The organism is Stutzerimonas stutzeri (assembly GCF_013522825.1).
Classification (GTDB): domain Bacteria; phylum Pseudomonadota; class Gammaproteobacteria; order Pseudomonadales; family Pseudomonadaceae; genus Stutzerimonas; species Stutzerimonas stutzeri_AK.
The window spans coordinates 1-21,688 of record NZ_JAAMQZ010000031.1 but is presented as its reverse complement, the minus strand read 5'-3'; the positions used below and the strand labels follow the sequence as shown (position 1 = coordinate 21,688).

The following is a 21,688-nucleotide window of genomic DNA, read 5'->3' as shown; positions in this document are numbered from 1 at the left end:
GGCTTCAGCCGCGAACGGCCCCGGTTCGCGACCTATGCCTTGAAACGGCTGACGTTATGCAGCAGCGTGTCGGCCAGTTCCCCCAGGCGATTGGCCGTCTGATGGTTGCCGCCCACCGCACTGCCGTTCTCCTCGGCCATGCGCGCGATCATGCCGACCTGCTTGGCAATCTCGGCGGAAGCCACGCTCTGTTCGCTCAGCGCATGGGAAATTTCCGCCACCGTCGACAGCACCTGATTAGCTGCCTCGCGAATGCCGCCCATGGCCTCACCGGCATGCCGGGCACGCTGGACGCCTTCATGCACGCGCGCCACGCCCTGCTCCATGCCCGCCACCGCCCCCTGGGTACCGTGCTGGATCGATTCGACCATCTCGGCGATTTCCTTGGTCGAATTGGCCGTGCGTTCGGCCAGCTTGCGCACCTCGTCGGCCACCACGGCGAAGCCGCGTCCCTGCTCGCCGGCACGGGCTGCTTCGATGGCCGCATTGAGCGCCAGCAGGTTGGTCTGGGCGGCAATGTCGCCAATCACGCCGACAATCGCCGAAACCTGCCCAGAGCGCTCGCCCAGCTCCTCGACGGTACGCGCCGAACGCTCGACCGAGCGCGCGATCTCGCTGATCTCGGCGACCACCGAGGCCACGATTTCACCGCCCTGACGCGACAGCTCACCGGAGTGTTTGGCCAGGCTGTCCGCCTCGCCGGCACTGTGGGCGATATGTTCGATACCGACCGTCATCTGTTCGACCGCGGCAGCCATGCTTGCCGCCGCATCGCTCTGGCATTGCGAAGCCACATGGATCTGCCCCGAGGACGCGACCAGATTGCGCGCCGAGTCGGCGACATGGTCGGAGTTGTCCTTGATGCTGCCGATCAGCCCGCGCATCGCCTCGGCCATTTCATTGAAACTGCCGGCGACGAAACGCAACTCGTCGCGGGCAGCAAGATCGATATGCGCGGTCAGATCACCCGAGGCGAGCCGCTGGCTGCCCTGGCGCAGGCTGCGAATGCTGTTCATCACGGAAAGATAGGCGCCCACCGACAGATAGCCAATCACCGCCAGCACGGCGACCAGCGCGGCGATATTCAAATACAGCACCTGCCGCGCATGGTCGATGCGCTGGTTCAGCAAGGCGTCCAGCGTAGGCAACAGCACCTCGTACATCTGGGTATAGCCAATGCTGATGGCCTCAGTCGTCATCTCGAAGAACTGGGCGGACGAAGTGCTGTGCAGATCATCGTGCTGGGTGATCCGATCCACCACATCGCTGACCTCGCGGTACTTGACGCCCAAGGCCTCGAACGCCCGCTGCAGATCGCCCGAGAGTTCGGGCCGTAGCGCGATCACCTTGTCGAGATTTTCGCGCATGTTAGCCATGGCGGCCTTGATCTCCTCGGCGAGAACGATGATCGCGATGCGCCGCTCGTCATCCATCTCGCCCTGCGCCAACACGCCCGCGCCCCGCGCACGCAGACGACCGAAGCGCTCCAGCGCGAACGGCAGGTCGCTGACCGCCGAAGTCATCAGATAGAAGGTCTCGGCCTCCGGATCGAAGGTCAGCGTATAGGCATCCGACAGCGAGCGCTGAAAGCGCAGCAACTCTGCGACCAGCGCCGTGTGGGCATTGAAGTTCTCGGCCTGGGAGCCGTTCAGGCCATCGCGCTTGATGGCGTTCCAGGCGCTGGTGATTGCCCGCCACTGCGGCAGCTCGCGCTTGTCCGCCGCCAGCGCGCGGTCCAGTTCGTTCATCGCCGCGTCGACACTGCGTTCGCGCTCGCTGCGCCGCACGGCAATATCCTGATTGCCACCGAGCAGCATCGAGGACAGCCCGCGATGCTGCTGTGCATATTCCACCGTTTTCGACAGGTGACGCGCCAGCGACGAAGCGACCAGCTCGTTTTGCGAACGCTCGATGGTCGTATTCAACTGCCCGGCCAGCGTCATAATCAGGCTGGTGAAGGCCACCAGGGCCAACAGGCCGAGCAGACCGAACTTGACCGGATAGGACAGACGGTTCATCAGTCCTTCGGCTGGTGAAAAGATAATTTTCATGAGGTGTATTCCAGGCGATTCGTGACGTTCACACGAAGCCGTTTCGGTATTGCGCACAGGAGTGCCGGAACACCACGTACTTCAGTGTGGACCCGCATCAGGGGTTTCCGCGTGCATGCAGAATCGACCAGGGTCAGAGGCACGTCCCTGACCATAATCAAGCAATGCGCCATTACTGAGCCATCACGATGGAAAGGGCCATAGGCGCCTGCGACCTGACAGCGCAGGCCTTCGGGTCTTGTCCAGGGACTGGTTTGTGCTGCGGCGGGCTCGGCAATGTCGAAACCAATGCATCTTGTCGATTGCAGGTGCTCGCCGACTCCACCACACTGCCGCCATTCCCATCTTTGACCGGAGTTTCTCCATGCCTGTACAGCCATCCCTTTCACGCGACGACATCCTGGCCCACCCGGACGCGCTGAGCTGCACCATCTACCGCGCCCACGAAACCGACCCGGACGGCGAAGAACAGGACATGGGCGATGCACGCATCGTCATCACCGGTGCTTTCGAGCCGCCAGTCGAGTGGGACGCCAGGGAGCGTGACGACTACTTCGACGGCATGCCGCCGGAAGCCTTCTTCACCGCCCTGTTCACCAGCGAAGCCGGTGCCGGCTCCAGCGATCACTTCACTGTCGAAGCGGACGACTACGCCGCCGTAACCGGCAAGGACGGCAGCGTGGCCATGTATTACGTCTGCGAGCGAACGGAAGATGGCAGCTACGTGCTGCTGCGCGAGGAAGACGAGGACGACGAGTAAGCGGCGACAAGCAAGAACTTCGCGGCTGAAGCCGCTCCCACAATGTACGCAGCGGCTTTCGTGGGAGCGGCTTCAGTCGCGAATGGCTGCAAGCCACCTGTCATCTAGAGGAATCGCATGAGCCCTCTGCAAACCCCCAAAGCGGCATCACCGGTTGCGCGCATGAAGCGGGTCGCTGGGTGCCTGCTGCTGCTCGCCGCGCTGCTCTATGTACTGGCCACCGCCATGGAGCCGCGACACCCGGCCTGGGGCTATCTGGCCTCCTTCGCCGAAGCGGCCATGGTCGGCGCCATTGCCGACTGGTTCGCCGTCACCGCGCTGTTCCGCCGCCCGCTGGGCCTGCCGATTCCACATACGGCGATCATTCCGCGCAGCAAGGTGCGCATCGGTCAGAGCCTGTCGACCTTCATCACCACGCATTTTCTCGCCACGCCGCTGGTGCTGAGCAAACTGCAGGCACTGGACCTCGGCGGACGCCTGGCCAACTGGCTGCGTCACCCGGACAATGCCGAAGCGGTCGGGCGGCAGCTCACCGGCATGGCGCGCTTCGGTGTCGATTCGCTGCAGGACGAGCGCGTGCGCAGTTTCGTCCAGGCCAGGCTGACCGCCCGCGTGCGCAAGGTCGACCTGGCGCCGGTGTGCGGCCAGATACTGGAAATGCTGACCCGCCAGGGCAGGCACCAGGCCATGCTCGACGAGGGTCTGATCAAGCTCGATGCCCTGCTGCAGGACGAGGACACTCGAGCGCTGGTCGCCGACGCCATCACCGCCGAAGTCCGCACCCTGCGCTATCTGGGCCTGGGCAAGGCCGTAGGCGGCTGGTCGGCGAACAAGTTCGTCGATGGCATTTCGGCGGTTATCGCCGAGGTCGCAGGCGATCCGCAGCATCCCTTGCGCGAGCGCTTCGACGAGCACGTGGGCGAATACATCGAGCGCCTCAGGCATGACCCGGCCTATCGCCTGGAAATCGAACGCATCGTTGCCCAACTACTCGAACATCCGGCCACCAGCGCGTACATCCAGACACTCTGGGAAGAATTGACCGACTGGCTGCAAGCAGACCTGGACAGCCCCGATTCACGTATCGGTCGGCGCATCGTCAGGCTGACCCAGGGCCTCGGCGAGGCCTTGGCGACCGACACGGCGATGCGCGGCTGGATCAACGAACGCCTGCTGACCGCGGCACCGGCCATGCTCGAACGCTACCGGGGGCAGATCGGCGCCTACATCGCGCAGCGGGTGGAAAACTGGGAAAGCCGGGAACTGGTCGAGCAGATGGAACAGAGCGTCGGCAAGGACCTGCAATACATCCGCATCAACGGCACCCTGGTCGGCGGCCTGGTCGGGCTGGCGCTGCACGCGCTGACCCAGCTGGCCACCGGCTGACAACTTCACGATCCGGCCCTCCGGACGAATCAGCCCGCCGGTTCGACCGTAGGGCCGAATTCATTCGGCCACCTCAACACCAGGGTCGAACAAGTTCGATCCTACGGCGCAGAAGGCGAATCCGGCTGCTTTTTCGTGTGAGCGGACTCGTGAATGGCCAGACGCAACCGCTCGCTGATCACACTGGCGCTGGCATCGCCGCCCAATGGCTGATCGCATTGCAACTGCGCCGGTGCGCCGGCCAGATACCACAGGCGATTGGCCAGATCGTCGGCATCGCGGGCGTCGTGGGTCACGCAGATCATCGCCATGCGCGGCTGGGCATCGAGCAGCCGCGCGATCAGGCTGCGCAATTCGCTGGCGCGATCCGGGTCCAGCGATGCGAAGGGTTCGTCCAGCAACAGCAGTTGCGGCTTTATCGCCAGGCAGCGCGCCAGTGCCGCCCGCCGGGCCATGCCCAGCGAAAGCTGGTCCGGGAGGCGATCAGCGGCTCCGGCGAGGCCCACTTCGCCGAGCAATCGCTCGATCTCGTCAGGCGCCGCGCCGACCAGGGCCAGGTTCTGCCGCAGCGTGCGCCAGGGCAGCAGACGATGTTCCTGAAACAGGTAGCCGATACGCAGCCCGACTTGTGCATGAATCATCGGACTCAGCCGTGGATCGAGCCCGGCGATGGCGTTGAGCAGTGTGGTCTTGCCTGCGCCCGAAGGTCCCAGCAGGCAGATGCGGTCGCCTTCGGCCACCGTTGCCGCGACTCTGCCAATCACCGAATGACCGGCTGTCGAGCCATCCAGAGACAGTTCAAGCATGCGGCGTACCCACCTCTCGCCAATACGAAGCGCGCCGTTCCAGCGGTTGCAGCAGCACCAGCTCGATCAGTTGCACCACCGCGATAAAGGCCAGGCTGTAGGCCAGAATGCTCGCCACATCGAACACCTGAAAGGCCATGTGCAGCTGGAAGCCGATACCGTCCGAACGTCCCAGCAGTTCAACCACCAGGACGATCTTCCAGATCAGCGCCAGCCCGCCACGGGTGGCGGCCATCAGGTAGGGAAACAGCTGCGGCAGCCAGACATCCGCCAGCCGCTGTCGGCGGCTGAAGCCGTACACCCGCGCCATCTGCTCCAGCTTCGGGTCGAGGCTGCGCGCACCTTCACGCAGGGTCACCGCGACGTTCGGCACCTTATTGATCACCACCGCCAGCACCGCCGCCGCTTCCACCAGGCCGAACCAGACGTAGAGCAGGATGATGGTCACCAGCGCCGGCAGGTTAAGGAACAGCACCAGCAGCGGGTCGAGCAGCGCATTGGTCAGTCGCGAGCGGCCCATCCAGACGCCGATCAGCGCACCCAGCAGCATCGCCAGCACAAAGCTGAAAATCACCCGGCGCAGGGTCACGCCCAGATGATGGGGCAGCTCGCCGCTTTGCAGCGCCAGCCAGAAGGTATTCAGCACCGCCACCGGCGTCGGCAGCAGCGGGGTCTGTGCGACGAAGGCAACGACAGCCCACAGCGTCACGGCCAGCGGCAACGCTATCCAGCAGGCCCAGCGGGTGGGGATCACTGCCCTACCCGGAACAGTTCAGGCGGCATCAGCTTCTGCGGATCGGCACCGGTGAGCCTGAGCAACTGGTGCAGCTGGGCGATGCGCGCCTCATCCAGCGGCAGCGGAATGCCGTCGATGAAACTGTCACGCAACGCCTCGAACACACCGTCATCCTCGGCGCGCATCAGCGGGCGGATGGCCTGCCAGTGCGCGGGGGCCTCGGCCAGTTGCGCCTTGGTCTGGCGCAATGCGCGGTCGAAGCGCGCCAGCAAATTTTCGTGCTGCGCGGCCCAGCTTTCGGCAAACAGATAGCCAAGCACCGGCAGTTGCTGTTCCAGCTCCAGCGACGCCAACAGGTCTTCCAGAGCGAAAGCCGTGCGCACACCGCCTTCGCCGCGCATGCGCGCCGAGAACTGCCAGAAGGTCAGCAGCGCATCCGCCTGCCCCCGGCGCAGCGCCTGGCTCAGCAGCGGCGGCGCGGCGTACTGTACGCGCGCCTCGCCCGCCAGGTCGACTCCCTGACGGGTAGCAACCCGCTGCAACAGCAGCCAGCCAAGACCGTCAGGCCCGCCGGCAACACCGATGCGTTTGCCACGCAGGTCCGCCAGCGTGTGGATATTGCTGTTCTCGGTGACCAGAACTTCACCGATCTGCGAAGAGAACGGCACATAACGATAAGCCGTCCCCGCCTCATAGCGCGCCTGCGCCCAGAGCAGGTCGCTCACCGCGCCATCGACGCTGCCGCTGGAAACCGCCAGGCGCGAGGCCGGCAGATCCGCCACCAGCCGCACCTTCAGCTCGAAGCCGTTGGCCCGGTCGATGGCGTGGCGCTTGAGATGGTCCAGCTCCCAGTGCGCAGTGCCGAACTGCAGCACGCTCAGCGTCAGGACCGGCAAGGCCGTTTGCTCTTCAGCAGCGGCAGACGCCGCAATGAAAAACGGCGAACACATCAGTAGCGATAGCGCGACACCGCGCCGAAAAGTGTCCGGAAGACGTGCGCAGAAACGGGCGAGGAGTGGCAATAAAGGCATCATGCCGGCAGATTACGAAGCACCCGAGCCAGCACGAATAATACTTTGGTGCCTCTTCACTGCTGCGATGGTCGCGCCAGGGCAGCTACCGATAGATAAGGCATAATTCGCCCCTGACCCCATCACACGGCGAATCGCTATGCAACTGGCACGCATCGACCTGCTGCTCACCGGCAAGGCCGTCCCCTTCACCCGCCCCGGCAGTCACAGCGCCATTGCCAAGCAGCCGCTCGCAGGCCCCGTGCAGGCCGGCCCCGAAGGCTTGGCAGGCGACGAACAGGGCGACCGCAAGGTGCATGGCGGCATCCACAAAGCCGTGCATCATTATCCCTACGAGCATTACCGTCGCTGGCAGGAACAGCTCGGCACCCTGCCGCTGCTGGCGCAACCCGGCGCCTTCGGCGAGAACATCAGCACCCGGGACCTGAGCGAGGCGGACCTGTGTCTGGGCGATGTGCTGCGCTGCGGCGATGTGCTGCTGGAAGTCGCCCAGACACGGCAGCCCTGCTGGAAGCTCAACGACCGCTTCGGCATCCTCGACATGGCCCTGCGCGTGCAGCGAAGCGGCATGACCGGCTGGTATTACCGGGTACTGGAACCCGGCGTGCTCGAAGCCGGACAGATCCTCAACCTCGAACACCGCCCTTTCCCGCGCTGGCCGCTGAGCCGAATACTGGAAGTGCTTTACCAGCGCACCCTGGATCGGACCGCCCTGCTCGAACTCAGCGAACTGCCGCTGGTGCCCTCCTGGCAAAAACTGGTCGAGCGGCGGCTGAGCCAGCACAGTGTGGAAGACTGGAACAAACGCCTGTATGGAGCTGATACCGAAGGCTGACCGGACATGGCTGTTCGCAGGCGTGGCCTGCTCCTACAGGCACGCCCATGGCATCGGTAAACCGTAAGCGGGCCATGCCCGCGAAAAAAACACACAATCCATGACGCTTCGGCGCGACCCAGGTTCGCAGGCGCGGCCTGCTCCTACAGGCACGCCCTTGGCATCGGTAAACCGTAAGCGGGCCATGCCCGCGAACACCAAACCCGCGCCCTGACGTTCCGTCGCGGCTCAGTGCTCCGACGGAACGATATCGAAACCGATCTGGTTATCGACGATCACACGGTACTCCAGCGTCTGCCCCGCCTGCACCTGCGCCAGTTTCTCGCGGCGCAGGCTGAGCTTGCCGCAGAAGGTATCGTCCAGTGGATCGACGCCGATGCTGACGATCCGCGCCCCGCTCGGCACCAGGAAGCGCACCACCTCGCCCACATGAATCCGCGCCGCCAGCTCGCGATCGATCATCACCGCGATATAGCAACCGCCGCCACGCAGGCCGAAATCCCGTGTCACCACCACCTCGCCACCATTTTCCAGCGGCTGCTGATAGGCCAGTACCCGATCCTCCGGGACAGGCTTGATATCTTCCGGATCGGGCTGCCAGGAAGAACAGGCAGTCAGCGACAGCATGGCGGTCAGAGCAACGATCAGACGCATGGTGATTCCTTGTCAGTGGGGCGCAACCGGGTAATAGGACAGCGATTGCCGTCGAGAATGCCAGATAGCCGAACGATTGCTAGAGTGCAGACACACTTTCCAAAATGGAAACCGGCGTGAGTCACCCAAACCACAACGACACCCAGCCGCGCTTCTGGCGCGATACCGCCCTGCCCTTCATCGAGGCGCGGGCGGTCGCCGACGGGCGCAAGGTCTGCTATGCGCCGCATTGCCACGAAACCTTCTCGATCGGCGCGATCACCGCCGGCTGCAGCACCTATTTCAACGGGAACGCTCGCGAGCGGCTCGACAGCGGTGCAGTGGTCATCGTCAATCCGCAGACCGTTCACGCCTGCAACCCCATCGACGGCCAGCCCTGGTCCTACCTGATGTTCTACGTCGATGCCCGCTGGCTCGGGGGATTGCAGCATGAACTGGGTGCCAGCGATGGCGGCAGGTTCAATCCCTATTCATCCATCCTCAGTCGTGACCCGACACTGTTCACCGGGCTGACGCAGCTCTATGCCACGCTGCTAGATCCAGACAACGAAACCCTGCACAAGCAGAGCGTCGCCGTCGAATATTTCAGCCAGTTGCAGCAGACGCTGGCACCCACCGCGACCCTGGCGCGCATCGAACCGCTGCAACTGCAACGCGCCGCCGACTACATTGCCGAGCACTGCACCGAGGCGCTGCGCCTGGAAGACATCTGTCGGGCCGCCGAACTCTCGTCGTCCTACCTGATCCGCGCGTTCAAGCAGCACTACGGCATGACGCCCCACGCCTATCTGCTCAATCGACGCATCCAGCGCAGCCAGCACTGGCTCAGGCAGGGGCGGGACCTGGCCGAAGTGGCGCTGGCCGCGGGCTTCGCCGATCAGGCGCATTTCCAGCGCACCTTCAAGCGCCAGCTGGCAGCGACGCCCGGGCAATACCGTGACCGCTCAACCCGTCAGTAAGTAGAAGGCGCTGCCTGCCAGCAACAGCGCCATCGTCCGGTTCAGCCAGCGCACCCGCGCGGCCTGCTGCAAATGACGGCCCAGACATGTCCCGACCCAGGCCCAGCAGGCGATCGAGGCATAGCAGACAAGGAAGTACAGACCGGCAAACAACCATACCCGCAGCGCGTTGCCGTCGGTCGCGAACAGTCCCATCCCGGCCACCGATGCCAGCCATGCCTTGGGGTTGAGCCACTGCAGCAGCGCCCCTGCAAGCAGCGACGGCCCGCCGCGCGCATGACCCGGCTCGATCCGGCCATCATCCGCCGCCAGACGCCAGGCCATGTACAGCAAAAAGGCGATACCACCCCACTGGATGCTCCGCATCAGCACCGGCGCGTGCTCCAGTAGTTCGTACAGGCCCAGACCGATCAACAGCAGCAACAGAGTGAAACCCACCGTCGCCCCAGAGATGTGCCGCAGGCTGGCACGAAAGCCGAAACGCGCCCCGCAGTTCAGCGCCACGAGATTGACCGGGCCGGGTGTAATGGATGACGCCAGGGCGAAGGCGGCCATGGAAAGGTAGGGCTCCATAGATATCTGCTTCCAGTGGTTGAGCTGGAAACAGGCTAACGGGCCTGGCGGGTGGGGTTATTGAAGGAAATTGCCCTCCAAGGGCGGTTAGCAAAGCGCCTGTACGCCTGAGGGCGCTCGCCTCACCTGCTAACTCGGCTTGCCGGAACCATCGACACCCTGAATATCCGGGTCATCGGGCGATACTTCCGGCTCGCGATCATCCTCCGGTTGTACCTGCTCGTCGAAATCCGGATCCTCGCCGGCATTCTTCTCGCCCGCATCGGTCATCGTCGTGTCGGTTTCATCAGCAGGCGACTGTTCGGTATCTGGCTGGTTCTGCTTCATGGCGGCCTCGCAACGTTCGACTATGGCGTGTTGAACTTGGAGGCCGCGCCAGCGGGTGGCGTTCGCGGCAGGGGCTGCCGGCGGTCCGAAAGCCGGCTATGCCCGGTTACCCCCGTCCGGTGATCGAGCCGCCAGCCGCGCGCTCAGGACAAGGCGGTGATTCGCTGCACCAGCCGCTTCTGCAGCTTCTCCAGCTCGGCATGCTCGGCCTCCTGCGCGGCATGCACGCCCAGACCCTGACCGGCATAACGCGGGACGATATGCATGTGGATGTGAAACACCGTCTGCCCTGCTGGCGCGCCGTTGAACTGTGCGATCTGCACACCGCTCGGTTGCAGCTCATCGACGATGATCCGAGTGAGCCGCTGCACCACTTCCATCATCTTGCACAGCGCCTCGGTGTCCACGTCGAGCAGGTTGCAGGCTGCCGAACGCTTGGGAATCACCAGCGTATGGCCGAAGGATTGCGGGAACAGATCGAGGAAGGCGAGCACGTCGTCATCCTCGTAAAGCGTGTAGCACGGGGCATCGCCACGGATGATCCTGGCGAAGATGTTCTGCGGATCGTACGGGATGGTGAGGCTCATCGAAGGCTCCTTTCGGTTCGGTCAGCCGAACCATATAGGGTCCGGGGAAAATTCGACAGAGCCCCTTCCGGACGATGCAGCATGCCCGCAGAGTCGGACCGCGCCATGGCTGGCATGCCCAGCCTCAGAGCAGCACCAGGCTCAGCAGCCAGACCATCAGCATCCCCACCACACCCTGGATCAGCGTCGCCACGGTCTGCGCGCGGTAGGCCGTGGAGACCTTCATGCGGCTGAACTGCGAAACCACCCAGAAGAAGCTGTCGTTGGCATGGGAAACGGTCATGCCGCCCGCACCGATGGCCATCACCGTCAGCACCCGGCCCATTTCACTGTCCAGCCCCAGGCTGCCGAGCAGCGGCGCGACCATGGCCGAGGTCGTTACCAGGGCAACGGTGGTGGACCCTTGCGCCGTCTTCAGCGCGGCGGAAACGATGAAGGGCATGAACAGGCCGATACCCAGTGCCGACAGACTCTGGCCCAGGTAATCGCCCAGCGGGGTGATCTTCAGCATGGCGCCGAAGGCACCGCCGGCGCCGGTGATGAGCAGGATCGGCGCCGCCGAGACGATGCCTGCGGCCACTTGATCATGGAACTGCTGACGCTTGTTTTCACCCTTGAGCAGCAAACAGGCGAAACCCAGGCCGATCAGCAGGGCGGCCACCGGCTGGCCGAGAAAGCTCAGCACCGAAAACACCACCCCCTCGCCCAACGGCCTGCCAGGCAGGGCGACAACCGAGCCGATGCAGATCAGCGCGATAGGAATGAAGATCGGCGCAAAGGCCTGCCAGGCGCTGGGCAGCACGCCGTAGCGGGCGCGCAGGCTGTCGAAATCCACATCTTCGGCAAGCAGCTCACTGGGTGCTTCGTCCAGCAACTCGCGGTCATCCTGCCTGAGGAAACGGTTGGCCCAGAACAACCCGGCCAACGCCGCTACCGCCGACACCAGCAGGCCGACGGCGATCACCAGTCCCAACGAGCCTTCCAGCCCCAGGTTGCCCGCCGCGGCAATCGGTCCCGGCGTCGGCGGCACGAAGGTATGGGTGGCGTACAGGCCGGTGGCCAGCGCCACGCTCATGGCCACCACCGAGACCTTCATTCGCGCCGCCAGGGCATTCTTCAGCGAGTTGAGGATGACGTAGCCGGAATCACAGAACACCGGGATCGACACCAGGTAACCGATGATCGACAGCGTCAACGTGGGAAAGCGCTCGCCCAGCAGGCGGATCACGCTTTCGGCCATGGTGATGGCCGCACCGGAGCGTTCGAGGATCACCCCGATGATGGTGCCCAGGGCGATGACGATGCCGATGTAACCGAGGATGCCGCCGAAGCCGGAAGCTACCGTCTTGAGGATTTCCCCCGCCGGCACCTGATAGGCGAAGCCAGCGAGAATCGCGGCGGCCAGGAGTGCGAGAAAGGGATGCAGCTTCCAACTCACGGTGGAATAAACGATGAACGCAATCAGCACCAGCAGTATGAGCACCAACACCATATCGAACACCTCGCTTCATGGTTCGCAAGCCAGGACGCGCCACGCTCGCTCGGGTGGTCCTGTACAGCGTTGAGCATAGTGCAGCGCGGGTGAATGACTCGGCGCGGCCCGTAGAGTCTTATCGGATCAGACAGAAGGACGCTGTTCTCGATTCACCACCCGCCCGTTCGACCAACGAACAGAGCCTGCGAAAATTTTTCGTCTAGGCTCTTTTCCATCCCGAAAAAGAGCCGGCCTATGCGCAGGCCAGCACCACCCCCGAACTGCGCGAATCGCTCACCAGCACGAGGACAACCCCATGAAGATTTCCACTTATCTCACTTTCGACGGCCAGGCCCGCGAGGCCTTCACCTTCTATCAGCAGGTGCTGGGCGGTACGCTGGAACTGTTCAGTTTCGGCGAGGCGCCGGACGCCGAGCAGTTTCCTGCCGAGTACCACGACCGCGTCATGCATGTCTGCCTGAGCCTGAGCGATTACCGCCTGATGGCTTCCGACACGCTGCCCGGCGAGTTCTGCGGCGGCGCGCCCTATGAAGGCATCAAGGGCTGCTCCATCAGCCTGCATCCCGAGAGCGTCGCTGAAGGCGAGCGCCTGTTCGCCGCGCTGTCCGAGGGTGGGCAGGTGCTGATGCCGATGGAGAAAACCTTCTGGGCCGAGCGCTTCGGCATGTTCACCGACCGTTTCGGAGTGTCCTGGATGGTCAACTGCGAACAGCCGTGAACTTAGCATTCAACGCAGCAGGTATCACGTCGGGCTGGCCATCAGGCGGACGCTGCCAGGCACCACCGCTCCATGTCCAGAGTCGAATGCCGTGCGCCATACTGGCGCCAGAATGATTTCTGGAGCAAAACGTGGATCTGCTATTTCTCGGCACCTCCTCCGGCACCCCCACCAAGGCCCGCAATGTCAGCGGGCTGGCCCTCCTGGAAGACACCGGCAAAGGCTGGTACCTGATCGATTGCGGCGAGGGCACCCAGCACCGCCTGCTGCGTACGCCGCTGTCGCTGCACGACCTGCGTGCGATTTTCATCACCCATGTGCATGGCGACCACTGCTATGGTCTGCCCGGCCTGCTCGCCAGCGCCGGTATGATGGGCCGCAAGGCGCCGCTGGCCATCATCGCCCCGGACGGTATCGAGACCTGGATACGCGCGACCCAGCAGATGAGCCAGAGCTGGCTGGGGTACGAGCTGAGCTTCCATGCCGTCGAAACCCTGGACGAATGGCGCAGCCAGAACATCCGCGTCGAAGCCACCGCCCTCTCCCATCGCGTGCCCTGCTACGGCTACCGCTTCACCGAGGCCCGCCCCGACCCGAAACTCGCCATCGACCTGCTGGAGCGCGACGGCATTCCCCGTGGCCCGCTGTGGGGCCAGCTGGCCCGCGGTTTCGATGTACAGCATGAAGGCCGCCCCCTGCGCAGCGACGACTACCTGACCTTCACCCGCTCAGCCCGGCGCATCGTGGTCGGCGGCGACAACGACCGCCCCGAACTGCTCGCCGAGGCCTGCCAGGACGCCCAGGTGCTGGTCCATGAAGCCACCTATACCCAGGCCATCATCAACGACGCGCGCAACACCTTCGGCCACAGCACCGCCGCCCAGGTCGCCACCTTCGCCCGGCAAGCCGGCCTGCCCAATCTGGTGCTGACGCATTTCAGCGCGCGCTATCAGTCAGGTCGGCAACGGGGGCACTCCATCGAGGACGTGCGCAAGGAGGCGGTCGAGCACTACCAGGGACAGCTGTTCCTCGCCCATGACTTCCTGCGGCTGCGCCTGGGCAAGGACGGCATGCTGGCACAAGTGGAGTCGTTCTGATCGATCAGGGTTTGGGCAGGTAACCGGGCAGGCCCTCTATCCGCTTCATCCAGCGTGCGACATGGCTGTACGGCGTGAGATCCACATCGCCTTCCGGTGCCAGCACGACATAGGGGTAGACCGCGCAATCGGCAATCGTGGGGCGGCCCATCGCCAGCCAGTCATTGCCTTGCAGATGCGTGTCGAGCAGTGAGAGAACTCCCGGCGATTTCGCCAGCGCCGCCGGCTTGTCCAGCTCATAGCCGAACTTCTGCACCAGCCGCGCGGTGCAGAGGCTGTGCTGAATCTCATTGGCGGCGAAAGACAGCCACTGAACGATTTCAGCCTGCCCCTGGGGATGCGCCGGCCACCAGGCCAGGCCGCCATAGGCGCCCGCGAGGTAGACCAGGATCGCCTGCGAGTCGCGCAAGACGTGCGTGCCATCCTCCAGAATCGGCAACTGCTTCAAGGGATTCAGCTCGGACAACGGCGGCTTCCTGTGCTCACCGTTCAGAAAATCCACCGGCACGATGTCCAGCTCGATGTCGGCCAGAGCAGCGAACAGCCGCACCTTGTAGCAGTTGCCGGACGCTTCCAGATCGTACAGTTTCATCGTTCATCTCCATCCACGAGTTGATTGAATTCAAGAACATTGCCGTCGGGGTCGCGGATAAAAAGCGCGACCCTTCTCGGGCCGATGTGATGCGGCCCCTCCGTGATAACGATTCCCTGCTCGTTCAGCCAGGCTTCGAGTGCCTGGAGGTCATCGACGACGAAGGCCGGATGCGTCATGCCCGGCAGCTTCACCGGGGCATCCAGCAGGGCGTTGTAAGAACCGGGGGTACGCGCACCATTGAAGATCAGGTTGATCCGAACGCCATCCGGGCTGAGCATCTCGTTGGCCTCGAACAGCGGAAAACTTGCGCTCTCCACGAAGCCGAGCGCCTGGTAGAAAGACATCGCCCAGTGCTTGTCGCTGACCCGAATTCCGATATGGTCGTAGGCCAGAATTCGGGCGGGACTTGGTTGTTGACTCATGTGAAACTCCGGGTGACTTCAGCCCCTGCAGTTTCAGCCGCAATGCGCTTTCGACCTATGCCGCGCACCTGACAAGACCTATGCAGTAATCGCACATATAAAAGGATGGCAATGGACAGGCTCAAGGCAATGGCCAACTTCGTTCGGATCGTCGACAGCGGCAGCCTGAGCTCGGCGGCGGATGCGACCGGGCAATCCGTTGCATCGCTGGTGCGCTCGCTGGCGGCGCTGGAGCGCCACCTGGGGGTTCGATTGCTGAACCGCAGCACCCGGCGCATGGCGCTGACCGACGAAGGCACGGAGTACCTGGCCTGGAGCCGCCGCGTGCTCGCCGACTTCGATGACATGGAGCAGCGGCTCGAAGCGCGGGACGGCATCGCCCGCGGCCTGCTCCGCCTGACCGCGCCAGTGGAGTTCGGCCAACGCTACATCGCGCCGATCGTGAATGCCTTTCTCAAGGAACACGCAGAGATGCGCGTCGAGCTGAGCCTGAACGACCAGGTGCTGCCCCTGCTCGATGAACGCCTCGATCTGGCCCTGCGCATCGGCCACCTCCCCGACTCGGCCATGGTGGCAAGGCAGGTCGGCACCACCCGGCTCATCACCTGCGCAAGCCCGGACTATCTCCGCACCGCCCCGGCCATCGAAACCCCCGAATCGCTGCGCGAACACGCCTGCATCACCTTCGCTCCACACGGGCGCCGCTGGTACTACCGACACAAGGGCAAAGAGCTGGCGCAAGACATCACCCCGCGCCTGGTCTGCAACCAGATCCGCGCCGCCAGCCTCGCCTGCGTGCAAGGCGTGGGCATTACCCGACTGATGCACTACCAGGTCGCAGACGAGCTTGCCGACGGTCGCCTGGTGCGGATTCTTAAGGATTACGAACCTGCGGACCTGCCGGTTCAACTGGTCTATCCCCACGCCTTGCAGCTCTCACCGCGCGTAAGGGCTTTTGTGGAATGGGCGTGGCCGAGATTGGAGAGGGACACGCCGAGGCTGGGGGATGGTCAGGGTTGATCTTGGTCAGGAGTGGATGTGCTTGGAAGGGTAATATCGGCCAGGGATGGCTACTGGCCAATTTCGGGGGACTGCCAGTAAACTCGTTGGAGCAGATATTAAACTTTGGCTTTTCGCTCCCTCCACTTTTTTGAGGGATAGATAGACGTCAAGCGAATACGGGTGAGGCTGTGGGTGGTGCTGTAGCCCTTTGATTTTTAAAAGATTGCGGCTCCAGGAATCATTAGGAAACCGGAGTTATATCGAACGCTCTTGTTATTCATTAGCATAGAATGCTACCTAATCACTGTTATAACCCCTAAGGTCAGTCTAAATGGATATAGCTATAGAACTAATAAAAATTGGTGGTGTGGGGGTTCTTTCTGGTGTCTTTGGTGCGTTTATTGCGTTGCGCCGATATAAGCACGAAAAATGGTGGGAGATGCGTGTACATGCTTATAAGACAGTTATTGAAAGCTTGTCTGATATAGTCGCAATATATGAAGAAAGGAATAAAGATTGGGAGCACTCTCCTCGTGAACCGGAAAATATTATACAAGAATTAAGAGTCGCCCGAGAAAAAGTAAGGAAGCACAGAGATACAGGAGCATTTCTTTTTTCAAATGACGCAGAGGCAGCTTTAACAAATTTCGTAGACTACCAAATTGATTACGCCGGCGTAGTTGATCCGAGTGATATCTATGGTCCTTTTAGTCAGAGTTCCCGTAAGTGCTTAGAAAAAATAGTAGCCCTTTCTAAAAACGATTTAGCGGTAAACGGACGGTGGTTATAACAAGCACATGTTGTCGGACTTGTTTTCCGCTGCGCTTCAAACAAGCCGCAAATGTGGGCGTTAGGCCTTGACCGAATCTATTCACCCCGTAAGGAAATTTTCACAATGGACATCCCACGGATATTCAACATCACCGAAAGTGCTCACCGCATCCACAACCCGATCACACCCGAAAAGCTTGCCATTCTCGGCGCGGCGCTGCGTCTGGAAAGGGGGGCCCGAGTGCTCGACCTCGGCAGCGGTTCGGGGGAGATGCTGTGCACCTGGGCACGCGATCACGGCGTCATCGGCACCGGCATCGACATGAGCCAGTTGTTCACCGAGCAAGCGAAACTCCGTGCCGTAGAACTCGGCGTCGCCGATCAAGTCAAGTTCATCCATGGCGATGCTGCTGGCTACGTCTCCAACGAGAAGGTCGGTGTGGCAGCCTGTGTCGGTGCCACTTGGATCGCCGGGGGAGTCGTCGGCACTATCGAGCTTCTGGCGCGGAGCTTGCGCACCGGAGGGATCATCCTCATCGGCGAACCCTACTGGCGGCAGTTACCGCCGACGGAAGATGTTGCCATGGGGTGTCTTGCCAACTCAATCTCCGACTTTCTCATGCTTCCTGAACTTCTCGCGTCTTTCGGCCATCTTGGCTACGACGTCGTTGAAATGGTTCTGGCTGACCAAGACGGCTGGGATAGATACGAGGCGGCCAAATGGCTCACCATGCGCCGATGGCTTGAAGCCAACCCCGACGACGAGTTAACGAAAGATGTTCGAGCCAAACTGACATCGGAACCCGAGCGCTACGCCGCTTACACGCGTGAATACCTGGGCTGGGGTGTGTTCGCGCTGATGCCGCGGTGATGCGTTGGCGTCTTGGTCGCCGTATCCAACTTTCGCGCAGCACAGAAAGGCAAAACAAATGCTTGATCGCCGTCTCGCCAGCGCCGGCTTTTGCGCTTTGGGCTATCGGCCTAACCCATCATTCCACCGGACCTGCGCAAAGAGCCGCGCAGGCCGGTGAATTCAGACGTTAGAAGGCTACAGATACATGGAGGTTGGCTTGAAAGAGTATTTCTCTGAAATTTTGTACGTGATAGCAATTTCCAAGAAAACTCAGTGGGCAGTTATTCTGGGTGTCGTATTTTTCATCGGTATCAGCCTTATCGGTAGTCACCTTACGAGCAGCCTTCAGTTCAGCGGTCCGCTCAAAGGGCTTGAGGATGCAGTTGCAGGAAAACTCCTGAAGCGCTATGACAAAGTAGCCCTGTTCGCATTAATTTCATTCTGGGTGCTGGCTTTCAAGTGCTATCGCCGCGATAAAAAGCGTTTGTGGTAGCCGTCTAACAATGCGCTCAAACCGTTCGCTTCGCTCACTGGGACCGGCTAAAGCCGGCCCCTTAGCTTAATCGTTAGCTATTGGAGGGCATTGGTGGAAACGGTTGAAGAAAAAATTGATAGGTTTCGAACCTATAACAGGGCAATGATTGCTGCTGCTCTCTCTAAACCAAACCGTCGTCACCAAGGGCTTCCGGCAAAACTTATTCTTTGCTCAGTTTTTGATTCCCTTTCGATTGCCGCTTTTCCTAATGAGACTCGTGTGGGAGAGCGCTATCGACAAACCGTATCGGAGCACTCGGGCTGGACATATCACGACAGGGTTAGTTTGTTGCAGCTTTGCGGCGTCCTCGACGGTCTCTCTCAAGTACCTAGTTCCTTCTCAGCTCTTAACGGTTGGGCTCAATCTGAGAAGCAAAAGAGATTCACTGTTTCGAACAGGCTGCTGTCAAGCCATAAAGAGCTAGACGCTGACCCGACACTTCAGGAGGTTCTTGCTGAGTGGCCGTGCCAGAGTAATGATCAACCAGAAAAACTCGATGGGAAATTTCTACCATCCAAATTCACGCATAAAAATCTGCTTTGGATGTATAGGAACAAACTGGCTCACGAGTTCAGGTTACCTGGCGCAGGGGCAGAGTCCCCTTTCAGAATGGAGTTTGCTCCTTACTATCAAGAGGTTTCAACGCTATCCGATATAGACCCTGTGAGTGGTTTAATTTTCAGCAACCGATGGGAGTTAGTTTACCCAACCGGTTTTTTTGTTCAGATTGCAAAGAGTAGCCTCGAAAGCATCTGCTCAGACTACCGTATTAGCGGTACAAGCCCATTTCTAAGTTACCAAGAGGGCAGCTCGTGGCTATAACACCAATGGTCCGGCGCAAATCAGCTAACAATGCTATGCACCGGAAGTCAAAAACTATGCTTCGCGCCGTTTTTGCCTCCGGTGATGGCGAGCGTTAGGATTTCTGCCTCATGGAAAGCATTTTTAATTTTTTTGAAAGTTTATTTAAGAATTTTACATGGGGGCGTTTTACATTTTTAATATTTGCAGTAGTAGTCCTCGGAGGAAGCGTTGCGTTATACGAGCTATACACTGGACACTTTAAGTTGAATAGAATAAGTACCGAGTTGGAAATTGTTGCATCTATAGTTGAGCTGGAAGAGAAGATAGAGTCACTTTCAGAAACTTCGGCTAGTAAGAAATATTTTTTACGCCTTATGGCCGAGGCGGAGGAAAGCCAATTAGAGTTCAATTTTAATCCTGGTTTTCCATCAAAGAAAATTGAGCGCGTAGCCTTCCAAAGCGCTCCTTGGGTGTTGCTTCTAGTATTAATATTACTAACCACCAAAGATGGTCGAGGATCAGCTTTAGCTGGAGTGACTGTACTGGCAGCACCATTCATTATCCTTGGTTACAAACTTCCGGAGTTTGAGGCATCTTGGGTGATAAAGTATTTATACCCTTGGGGGTCTCTGACTATTATTTTAATAGTTATACTCTTGTTGCAAAGTCGAAAGAAATCCTAACAACTGGTTCAAATCGCTCGCTTCGCTCACTGGGACGGGCCAAAGCCCGCCCCTTAACCAAACGTTATGACTCAGGGGGAGTTCCATGGGGGTGTATAGAACAGCTGAGGTCTGTCCGAACGGTCATGTTTCCACCGATTCCGCAGATGCTTATCCAGAGCACCGCGAGAAATTTTGCTCGAAGTGTGGCGAAGCCACGATGACGCAGTGTCCAAACTGCGGGGCTAATGTTCGTGGTGACTACTACGTCGAAGGAGTTTTTGGTTTTGGAGGCGAGTACACGCCACCGTCCTACTGCCACAACTGCGGCCATGCATTCCCATGGACGGAGCGTAAAGTTGATGCGGCCACTGATCTAGTAGAGACAAGCGGGAAGCTGTCGAGTGACGAGCTAGCGCAGTTTCGCGCAGACCTCTCAGAAATGACAAAGGAGTCTCCTCGCCTCCAGGTTGCATCTGTTCGTTTCAAACAAACTATGGCAAAAGTTGGCGGCGCGGTCGCGGATGGCGTCAGAGACATTGTCGTTGATGTGCTGAGTGAGGCGGCCAAGAAGGCAATATGGGGCGGCTGAGTCATAACACGGGCATTGCTGACGTCCGCTGGTACAGCCACTGCGCAGCCACCCACGGTTTCGATTTGCTTCACGAGGTCATCGAGGGCTGCCTCACGACGCGCAGCGAGGACAACGTTCGCCCCGAGCTCGCCCAGCCTGAGTGCCGAACTGAACCGCCCCGGCTTTCCCGGAGGCTCCAACTCTTGAGAGGATGGAGCCATGAAGACGACGACGAAGTACTCCCCGGAAGTCCGCGAGCGAGCGGTTCGACTGGTATTGGAACATCAAGGCAACCACGAGTCGGAATGGGCAGCGATTTGCTCGATTTCTGCCAAGATCGGTTGTACCGCCGAAACACTGCGCCGTTGGGTACGCCAGGCCGAGCGCGATACTGGCAAACGTGAAGGCCAGACCAGCAGCGAACGCGAGCGGATCAAGGCGCTGGAACGTGAGGTGCGTGAGTTGCGCCAGGCCAACGAGATCCTGCGCAAGGCGTCCGCGTATTTTGCCCAGGCGGAGCTCGACCGCCGCTTCAAGCCATGAAGGCGTTCGTCGACGAGCATCGTGCGGTTTATGGAGTCGAGCCGATCTGCCGGGTACTGCCGATCGCTCCATCGACCTACTACGCCCATGCACATTGCCAGGCCGCTCCCGAGCGGCGTTCTCCGCGAACACGGCGTGACGAGGTACTGAGGTAAGCGCTCCATAAACCCCGTCCGCCAGACAGAGTTTGTTTTCAGGAAGTCGAGGCAGAGGCCGGCGAGCAGTTCCACGGCAGCAGCGCTTCGTAGTCTTCGACGCTCTGTGCTGCGGGCAGGCGCTCAAGGATATGACGCAGCCAAGCGTAGGGCTCCTGCCCGTTGGCCTTGGCAGTTTCGATCAGGCTGTAGATCTGCGCACTGGCCGTGGCCCCCTTGGGCGTGTCGCTGAACAGCCAGTTCTTGCGCCCGATGACGAAGGGGCGGATGGCGTTCTCGGCACGGTTGTTGTCGATCGGTAGATGTCCACCTTCGACGTAGCGCACCAGCTTTCTCCAGTTGCTGGCTAGGTAATTCACCGCCCTGCCCAGCGCCGTCTGCCCGGCGACCTGCGGCTGGGTTTTGTCGAGCCAGGCCTTGAGCTGGTCGAGCAGTGGCTGACTGCGTTGCTGCCGGGCGGCCTGGCGCTCGCTGTCGTCGGTGTCTTTCAGGTCGCGCTCGATGCCGTAGAGCTTGTTGATCAGGTTCAGCGCCATGTCGGCCCGGCCGGTCTTGCCCTTGGGCTGCACCTTCTGCGCCTCGAGGAACTTGCGTCGCGCATGCGCCCAGCAGGCCAGACGTTCGATGCCCTCTTGCGCGGCCACGGCGTTGTAGCCGGCATAGTCGTCGGTCATCAGGTAGCCGCGATAGCCGTCGAGCAGGCGCAACGGCACTTCCTGCGCGCGGCTGGTGGTGTAGTCGAAAAGGATCACCGGTT

25 protein-coding genes, 1 pseudogene and 1 other annotated feature are annotated in these 21,688 nt (G+C 61.1%); of the genes and pseudogenes, 14 read left to right on the top strand and 12 right to left on the bottom strand.

Translation table 11 applies throughout. The annotated features are described in order from the left end of the window. Positions 1 to 32 precede the first annotated feature (32 nt). Complete coding sequence (locus tag G7020_RS17655; RefSeq protein ID WP_181086450.1) at positions 33 to 2,051, bottom strand: methyl-accepting chemotaxis protein; 2,019 nt, start codon at positions 2,049 to 2,051, stop codon at positions 33 to 35. Positions 2,052 to 2,415: 364 nt separating this feature from the next. Here G7020_RS17655 and G7020_RS17650 point away from each other — a divergent pair, with 364 nt between their 5' ends. Then, a complete protein-coding gene (locus G7020_RS17650) occupies positions 2,416 to 2,811 on the top strand; it encodes a hypothetical protein (RefSeq protein WP_181086449.1) in 396 nt (131 codons plus the stop codon). A 117-nt stretch (positions 2,812 to 2,928) separates the two neighbouring features. Then, a complete protein-coding gene (locus G7020_RS17645) occupies positions 2,929 to 4,197 on the top strand; it encodes a DUF445 domain-containing protein (protein ID WP_181086448.1) in 1,269 nt (422 codons plus the stop codon). A 101-nt stretch (positions 4,198 to 4,298) separates the two neighbouring features. Here G7020_RS17645 and G7020_RS17640 read toward each other — a convergent pair whose 3' ends face one another. From G7020_RS17640 to G7020_RS17630, 3 genes are read right to left on the bottom strand one after another with little or no spacing between them, the layout of a single operon-like run. After that, a complete protein-coding gene (locus G7020_RS17640) occupies positions 4,299 to 5,003 on the bottom strand; it encodes an ATP-binding cassette domain-containing protein (RefSeq protein ID WP_181086447.1) in 705 nt (234 codons plus the stop codon). After that, complete coding sequence (locus tag G7020_RS17635) at positions 4,996 to 5,757, bottom strand: ABC transporter permease subunit (RefSeq protein WP_181086446.1); 762 nt, start codon at positions 5,755 to 5,757, stop codon at positions 4,996 to 4,998. The genes G7020_RS17640 and G7020_RS17635 overlap by 8 nt, the downstream gene beginning before the upstream one ends. After that, the gene (locus tag G7020_RS17630; protein ID WP_181086445.1) at positions 5,754 to 6,689 is read right to left on the bottom strand and encodes an ABC transporter substrate-binding protein; all 936 of its coding nucleotides are present in this window, start codon (positions 6,687 to 6,689) and stop codon (positions 5,754 to 5,756) included. The genes G7020_RS17635 and G7020_RS17630 overlap by 4 nt, the downstream gene beginning before the upstream one ends. A 220-nt stretch (positions 6,690 to 6,909) precedes the next feature. On the opposite strand from G7020_RS17630, the gene G7020_RS17625 reads away from it, so the two are divergent. Beyond that, positions 6,910 to 7,605 carry an MOSC domain-containing protein gene (locus tag G7020_RS17625; RefSeq protein ID WP_181086444.1) on the top strand — a complete coding sequence of 232 codons (696 nt, stop codon included), beginning with the start codon at positions 6,910 to 6,912 and terminating at the stop codon, positions 7,603 to 7,605. 228 nt (positions 7,606 to 7,833) lie between these two features. Here the strand turns inward: G7020_RS17625 and G7020_RS17620 are convergent, their stop codons facing one another. Beyond that, positions 7,834 to 8,259: a 3-isopropylmalate dehydratase gene (locus tag G7020_RS17620; protein ID WP_181086443.1), complete on the bottom strand. Its 426-nt coding sequence runs from the start codon at positions 8,257 to 8,259 to the stop codon at positions 7,834 to 7,836. A gap of 104 nt (positions 8,260 to 8,363) precedes the next feature. On the opposite strand from G7020_RS17620, the gene G7020_RS17615 reads away from it, so the two are divergent. After that, positions 8,364 to 9,218, top strand: coding sequence for an AraC family transcriptional regulator (locus G7020_RS17615; RefSeq protein ID WP_181086442.1), 855 nt, complete (start codon positions 8,364 to 8,366; stop codon positions 9,216 to 9,218). Here G7020_RS17615 and G7020_RS17610 read toward each other — a convergent pair. From G7020_RS17610 to G7020_RS17595, 4 genes are all read right to left on the bottom strand, one after another. Further along, complete coding sequence (locus G7020_RS17610) at positions 9,204 to 9,791, bottom strand: LysE family translocator (protein WP_181086441.1); 588 nt, start codon at positions 9,789 to 9,791, stop codon at positions 9,204 to 9,206. The two genes, G7020_RS17615 and G7020_RS17610, sit on opposite strands and share 15 nt — an antisense overlap. A gap of 129 nt (positions 9,792 to 9,920) precedes the next feature. Then, positions 9,921 to 10,118, bottom strand: a complete 198-nt coding sequence (locus G7020_RS17605; protein WP_181086440.1) for a hypothetical protein — start codon at positions 10,116 to 10,118, stop codon at positions 9,921 to 9,923. Between the two features lie 143 nt (positions 10,119 to 10,261). Continuing rightward, on the bottom strand, positions 10,262 to 10,705 hold the full coding sequence (locus tag G7020_RS17600) for an HIT family protein (RefSeq protein ID WP_181086439.1): 444 nt from the start codon (positions 10,703 to 10,705) through the stop codon (positions 10,262 to 10,264). 124 nt (positions 10,706 to 10,829) lie between these two features. Continuing rightward, positions 10,830 to 12,197, bottom strand: a complete 1,368-nt coding sequence (locus tag G7020_RS17595; protein ID WP_181086438.1) for a GntP family permease — start codon at positions 12,195 to 12,197, stop codon at positions 10,830 to 10,832. A 298-nt stretch (positions 12,198 to 12,495) separates the two neighbouring features. Between G7020_RS17595 and G7020_RS17590 the strand changes: the two genes are divergently transcribed. Together G7020_RS17590 and G7020_RS17585 are read left to right on the top strand one after the other, a co-directional pair. Further along, complete coding sequence (locus G7020_RS17590; protein ID WP_181086437.1) at positions 12,496 to 12,918, top strand: VOC family protein; 423 nt, start codon at positions 12,496 to 12,498, stop codon at positions 12,916 to 12,918. 131 nt (positions 12,919 to 13,049) lie between these two features. Then, positions 13,050 to 14,015, top strand: coding sequence for a ribonuclease Z (locus G7020_RS17585; RefSeq protein WP_181086436.1), 966 nt, complete (start codon positions 13,050 to 13,052; stop codon positions 14,013 to 14,015). Between the two features lie 4 nt (positions 14,016 to 14,019). On the opposite strand, the gene G7020_RS17580 is transcribed toward G7020_RS17585, so the two are convergent. Together G7020_RS17580 and G7020_RS17575 are read right to left on the bottom strand one after the other, a co-directional pair. Next, complete coding sequence (locus G7020_RS17580; RefSeq protein WP_181086435.1) at positions 14,020 to 14,607, bottom strand: glutathione S-transferase family protein; 588 nt, start codon at positions 14,605 to 14,607, stop codon at positions 14,020 to 14,022. Continuing rightward, complete coding sequence (locus G7020_RS17575; RefSeq protein ID WP_181086434.1) at positions 14,604 to 15,032, bottom strand: VOC family protein; 429 nt, start codon at positions 15,030 to 15,032, stop codon at positions 14,604 to 14,606. Before G7020_RS17575 ends, G7020_RS17580 begins: the two co-directional genes overlap by 4 nt. Before the next feature lie 111 nt (positions 15,033 to 15,143). Here G7020_RS17575 and G7020_RS17570 point away from each other — a divergent pair, with 111 nt between their 5' ends. The 8 genes and pseudogenes from G7020_RS17570 to G7020_RS17535 form a co-directional block, all read left to right on the top strand. After that, positions 15,144 to 16,052, top strand: coding sequence for a LysR family transcriptional regulator (locus G7020_RS17570; protein ID WP_181086433.1), 909 nt, complete (start codon positions 15,144 to 15,146; stop codon positions 16,050 to 16,052). Between the two features lie 313 nt (positions 16,053 to 16,365). Continuing rightward, complete coding sequence (locus G7020_RS17565) at positions 16,366 to 16,824, top strand: hypothetical protein (protein WP_181086432.1); 459 nt, start codon at positions 16,366 to 16,368, stop codon at positions 16,822 to 16,824. 105 nt (positions 16,825 to 16,929) lie between these two features. Next, a complete protein-coding gene (locus tag G7020_RS17560) occupies positions 16,930 to 17,676 on the top strand; it encodes an SAM-dependent methyltransferase (protein WP_181086431.1) in 747 nt (248 codons plus the stop codon). Between the two features lie 199 nt (positions 17,677 to 17,875). Beyond that, on the top strand, positions 17,876 to 18,151 hold the full coding sequence (locus G7020_RS17555) for a hypothetical protein (protein ID WP_219852740.1): 276 nt from the start codon (positions 17,876 to 17,878) through the stop codon (positions 18,149 to 18,151). Between the two features lie 93 nt (positions 18,152 to 18,244). Further along, the gene (locus tag G7020_RS17550; protein ID WP_181086429.1) at positions 18,245 to 19,015 is read left to right on the top strand and encodes a hypothetical protein; all 771 of its coding nucleotides are present in this window, start codon (positions 18,245 to 18,247) and stop codon (positions 19,013 to 19,015) included. A gap of 110 nt (positions 19,016 to 19,125) precedes the next feature. After that, complete coding sequence (locus G7020_RS17545; protein ID WP_181086428.1) at positions 19,126 to 19,680, top strand: hypothetical protein; 555 nt, start codon at positions 19,126 to 19,128, stop codon at positions 19,678 to 19,680. 85 nt (positions 19,681 to 19,765) lie between these two features. Next, positions 19,766 to 20,251: a DUF2321 domain-containing protein gene (locus G7020_RS17540; protein ID WP_076342760.1), complete on the top strand. Its 486-nt coding sequence runs from the start codon at positions 19,766 to 19,768 to the stop codon at positions 20,249 to 20,251. A gap of 201 nt (positions 20,252 to 20,452) precedes the next feature. After that, positions 20,453 to 20,925: pseudogene (locus tag G7020_RS17535) on the top strand (transposase); the annotation flags it as partial. Next, positions 20,731 to 20,847 (top strand) — a sequence feature (AL1L pseudoknot). It overlaps the preceding pseudogene by 117 nt. A gap of 44 nt (positions 20,926 to 20,969) precedes the next feature. On the opposite strand, the gene tnpC reads toward G7020_RS17535, so the two are convergent. After that, the coding region (gene tnpC, locus G7020_RS17530) for an IS66 family transposase (RefSeq protein ID WP_181086427.1) at positions 20,970 to 21,688 on the bottom strand (719 nt) is incomplete at its 5' end.

Coding starts and splice junctions, on each gene's coding strand:
- G7020_RS17655 (WP_181086450.1), bottom strand. CDS start 2,051: ATGAAAATTATCTTTTCACCAGCCGAAGGACTGATGAACCGTCTGTCC.
- G7020_RS17595 (WP_181086438.1), bottom strand. CDS start 12,197: ATGGTGTTGGTGCTCATACTGCTGGTGCTGATTGCGTTCATCGTTTAT.
- G7020_RS17610 (WP_181086441.1), bottom strand. CDS start 9,791: ATGGAGCCCTACCTTTCCATGGCCGCCTTCGCCCTGGCGTCATCCATT.
- G7020_RS17625 (WP_181086444.1), top strand. CDS start 6,910: ATGCAACTGGCACGCATCGACCTGCTGCTCACCGGCAAGGCCGTCCCC.
- G7020_RS17560 (WP_181086431.1), top strand. CDS start 16,930: ATGGACATCCCACGGATATTCAACATCACCGAAAGTGCTCACCGCATC.
- G7020_RS17570 (WP_181086433.1), top strand. CDS start 15,144: ATGGACAGGCTCAAGGCAATGGCCAACTTCGTTCGGATCGTCGACAGC.
- G7020_RS17605 (WP_181086440.1), bottom strand. CDS start 10,118: ATGAAGCAGAACCAGCCAGATACCGAACAGTCGCCTGCTGATGAAACC.
- G7020_RS17545 (WP_181086428.1), top strand. CDS start 19,126: ATGGAAAGCATTTTTAATTTTTTTGAAAGTTTATTTAAGAATTTTACA.
- G7020_RS17645 (WP_181086448.1), top strand. CDS start 2,929: ATGAGCCCTCTGCAAACCCCCAAAGCGGCATCACCGGTTGCGCGCATG.
- G7020_RS17575 (WP_181086434.1), bottom strand. CDS start 15,032: ATGAGTCAACAACCAAGTCCCGCCCGAATTCTGGCCTACGACCATATC.
- G7020_RS17630 (WP_181086445.1), bottom strand. CDS start 6,689: ATGTGTTCGCCGTTTTTCATTGCGGCGTCTGCCGCTGCTGAAGAGCAA.
- G7020_RS17580 (WP_181086435.1), bottom strand. CDS start 14,607: ATGAAACTGTACGATCTGGAAGCGTCCGGCAACTGCTACAAGGTGCGG.
- G7020_RS17640 (WP_181086447.1), bottom strand. CDS start 5,003: ATGCTTGAACTGTCTCTGGATGGCTCGACAGCCGGTCATTCGGTGATT.
- G7020_RS17565 (WP_181086432.1), top strand. CDS start 16,366: ATGGATATAGCTATAGAACTAATAAAAATTGGTGGTGTGGGGGTTCTT.
- G7020_RS17600 (WP_181086439.1), bottom strand. CDS start 10,705: ATGAGCCTCACCATCCCGTACGATCCGCAGAACATCTTCGCCAGGATC.
- G7020_RS17650 (WP_181086449.1), top strand. CDS start 2,416: ATGCCTGTACAGCCATCCCTTTCACGCGACGACATCCTGGCCCACCCG.
- G7020_RS17590 (WP_181086437.1), top strand. CDS start 12,496: ATGAAGATTTCCACTTATCTCACTTTCGACGGCCAGGCCCGCGAGGCC.
- G7020_RS17615 (WP_181086442.1), top strand. CDS start 8,364: ATGGAAACCGGCGTGAGTCACCCAAACCACAACGACACCCAGCCGCGC.
- G7020_RS17540 (WP_076342760.1), top strand. CDS start 19,766: ATGGGGGTGTATAGAACAGCTGAGGTCTGTCCGAACGGTCATGTTTCC.
- G7020_RS17620 (WP_181086443.1), bottom strand. CDS start 8,259: ATGCGTCTGATCGTTGCTCTGACCGCCATGCTGTCGCTGACTGCCTGT.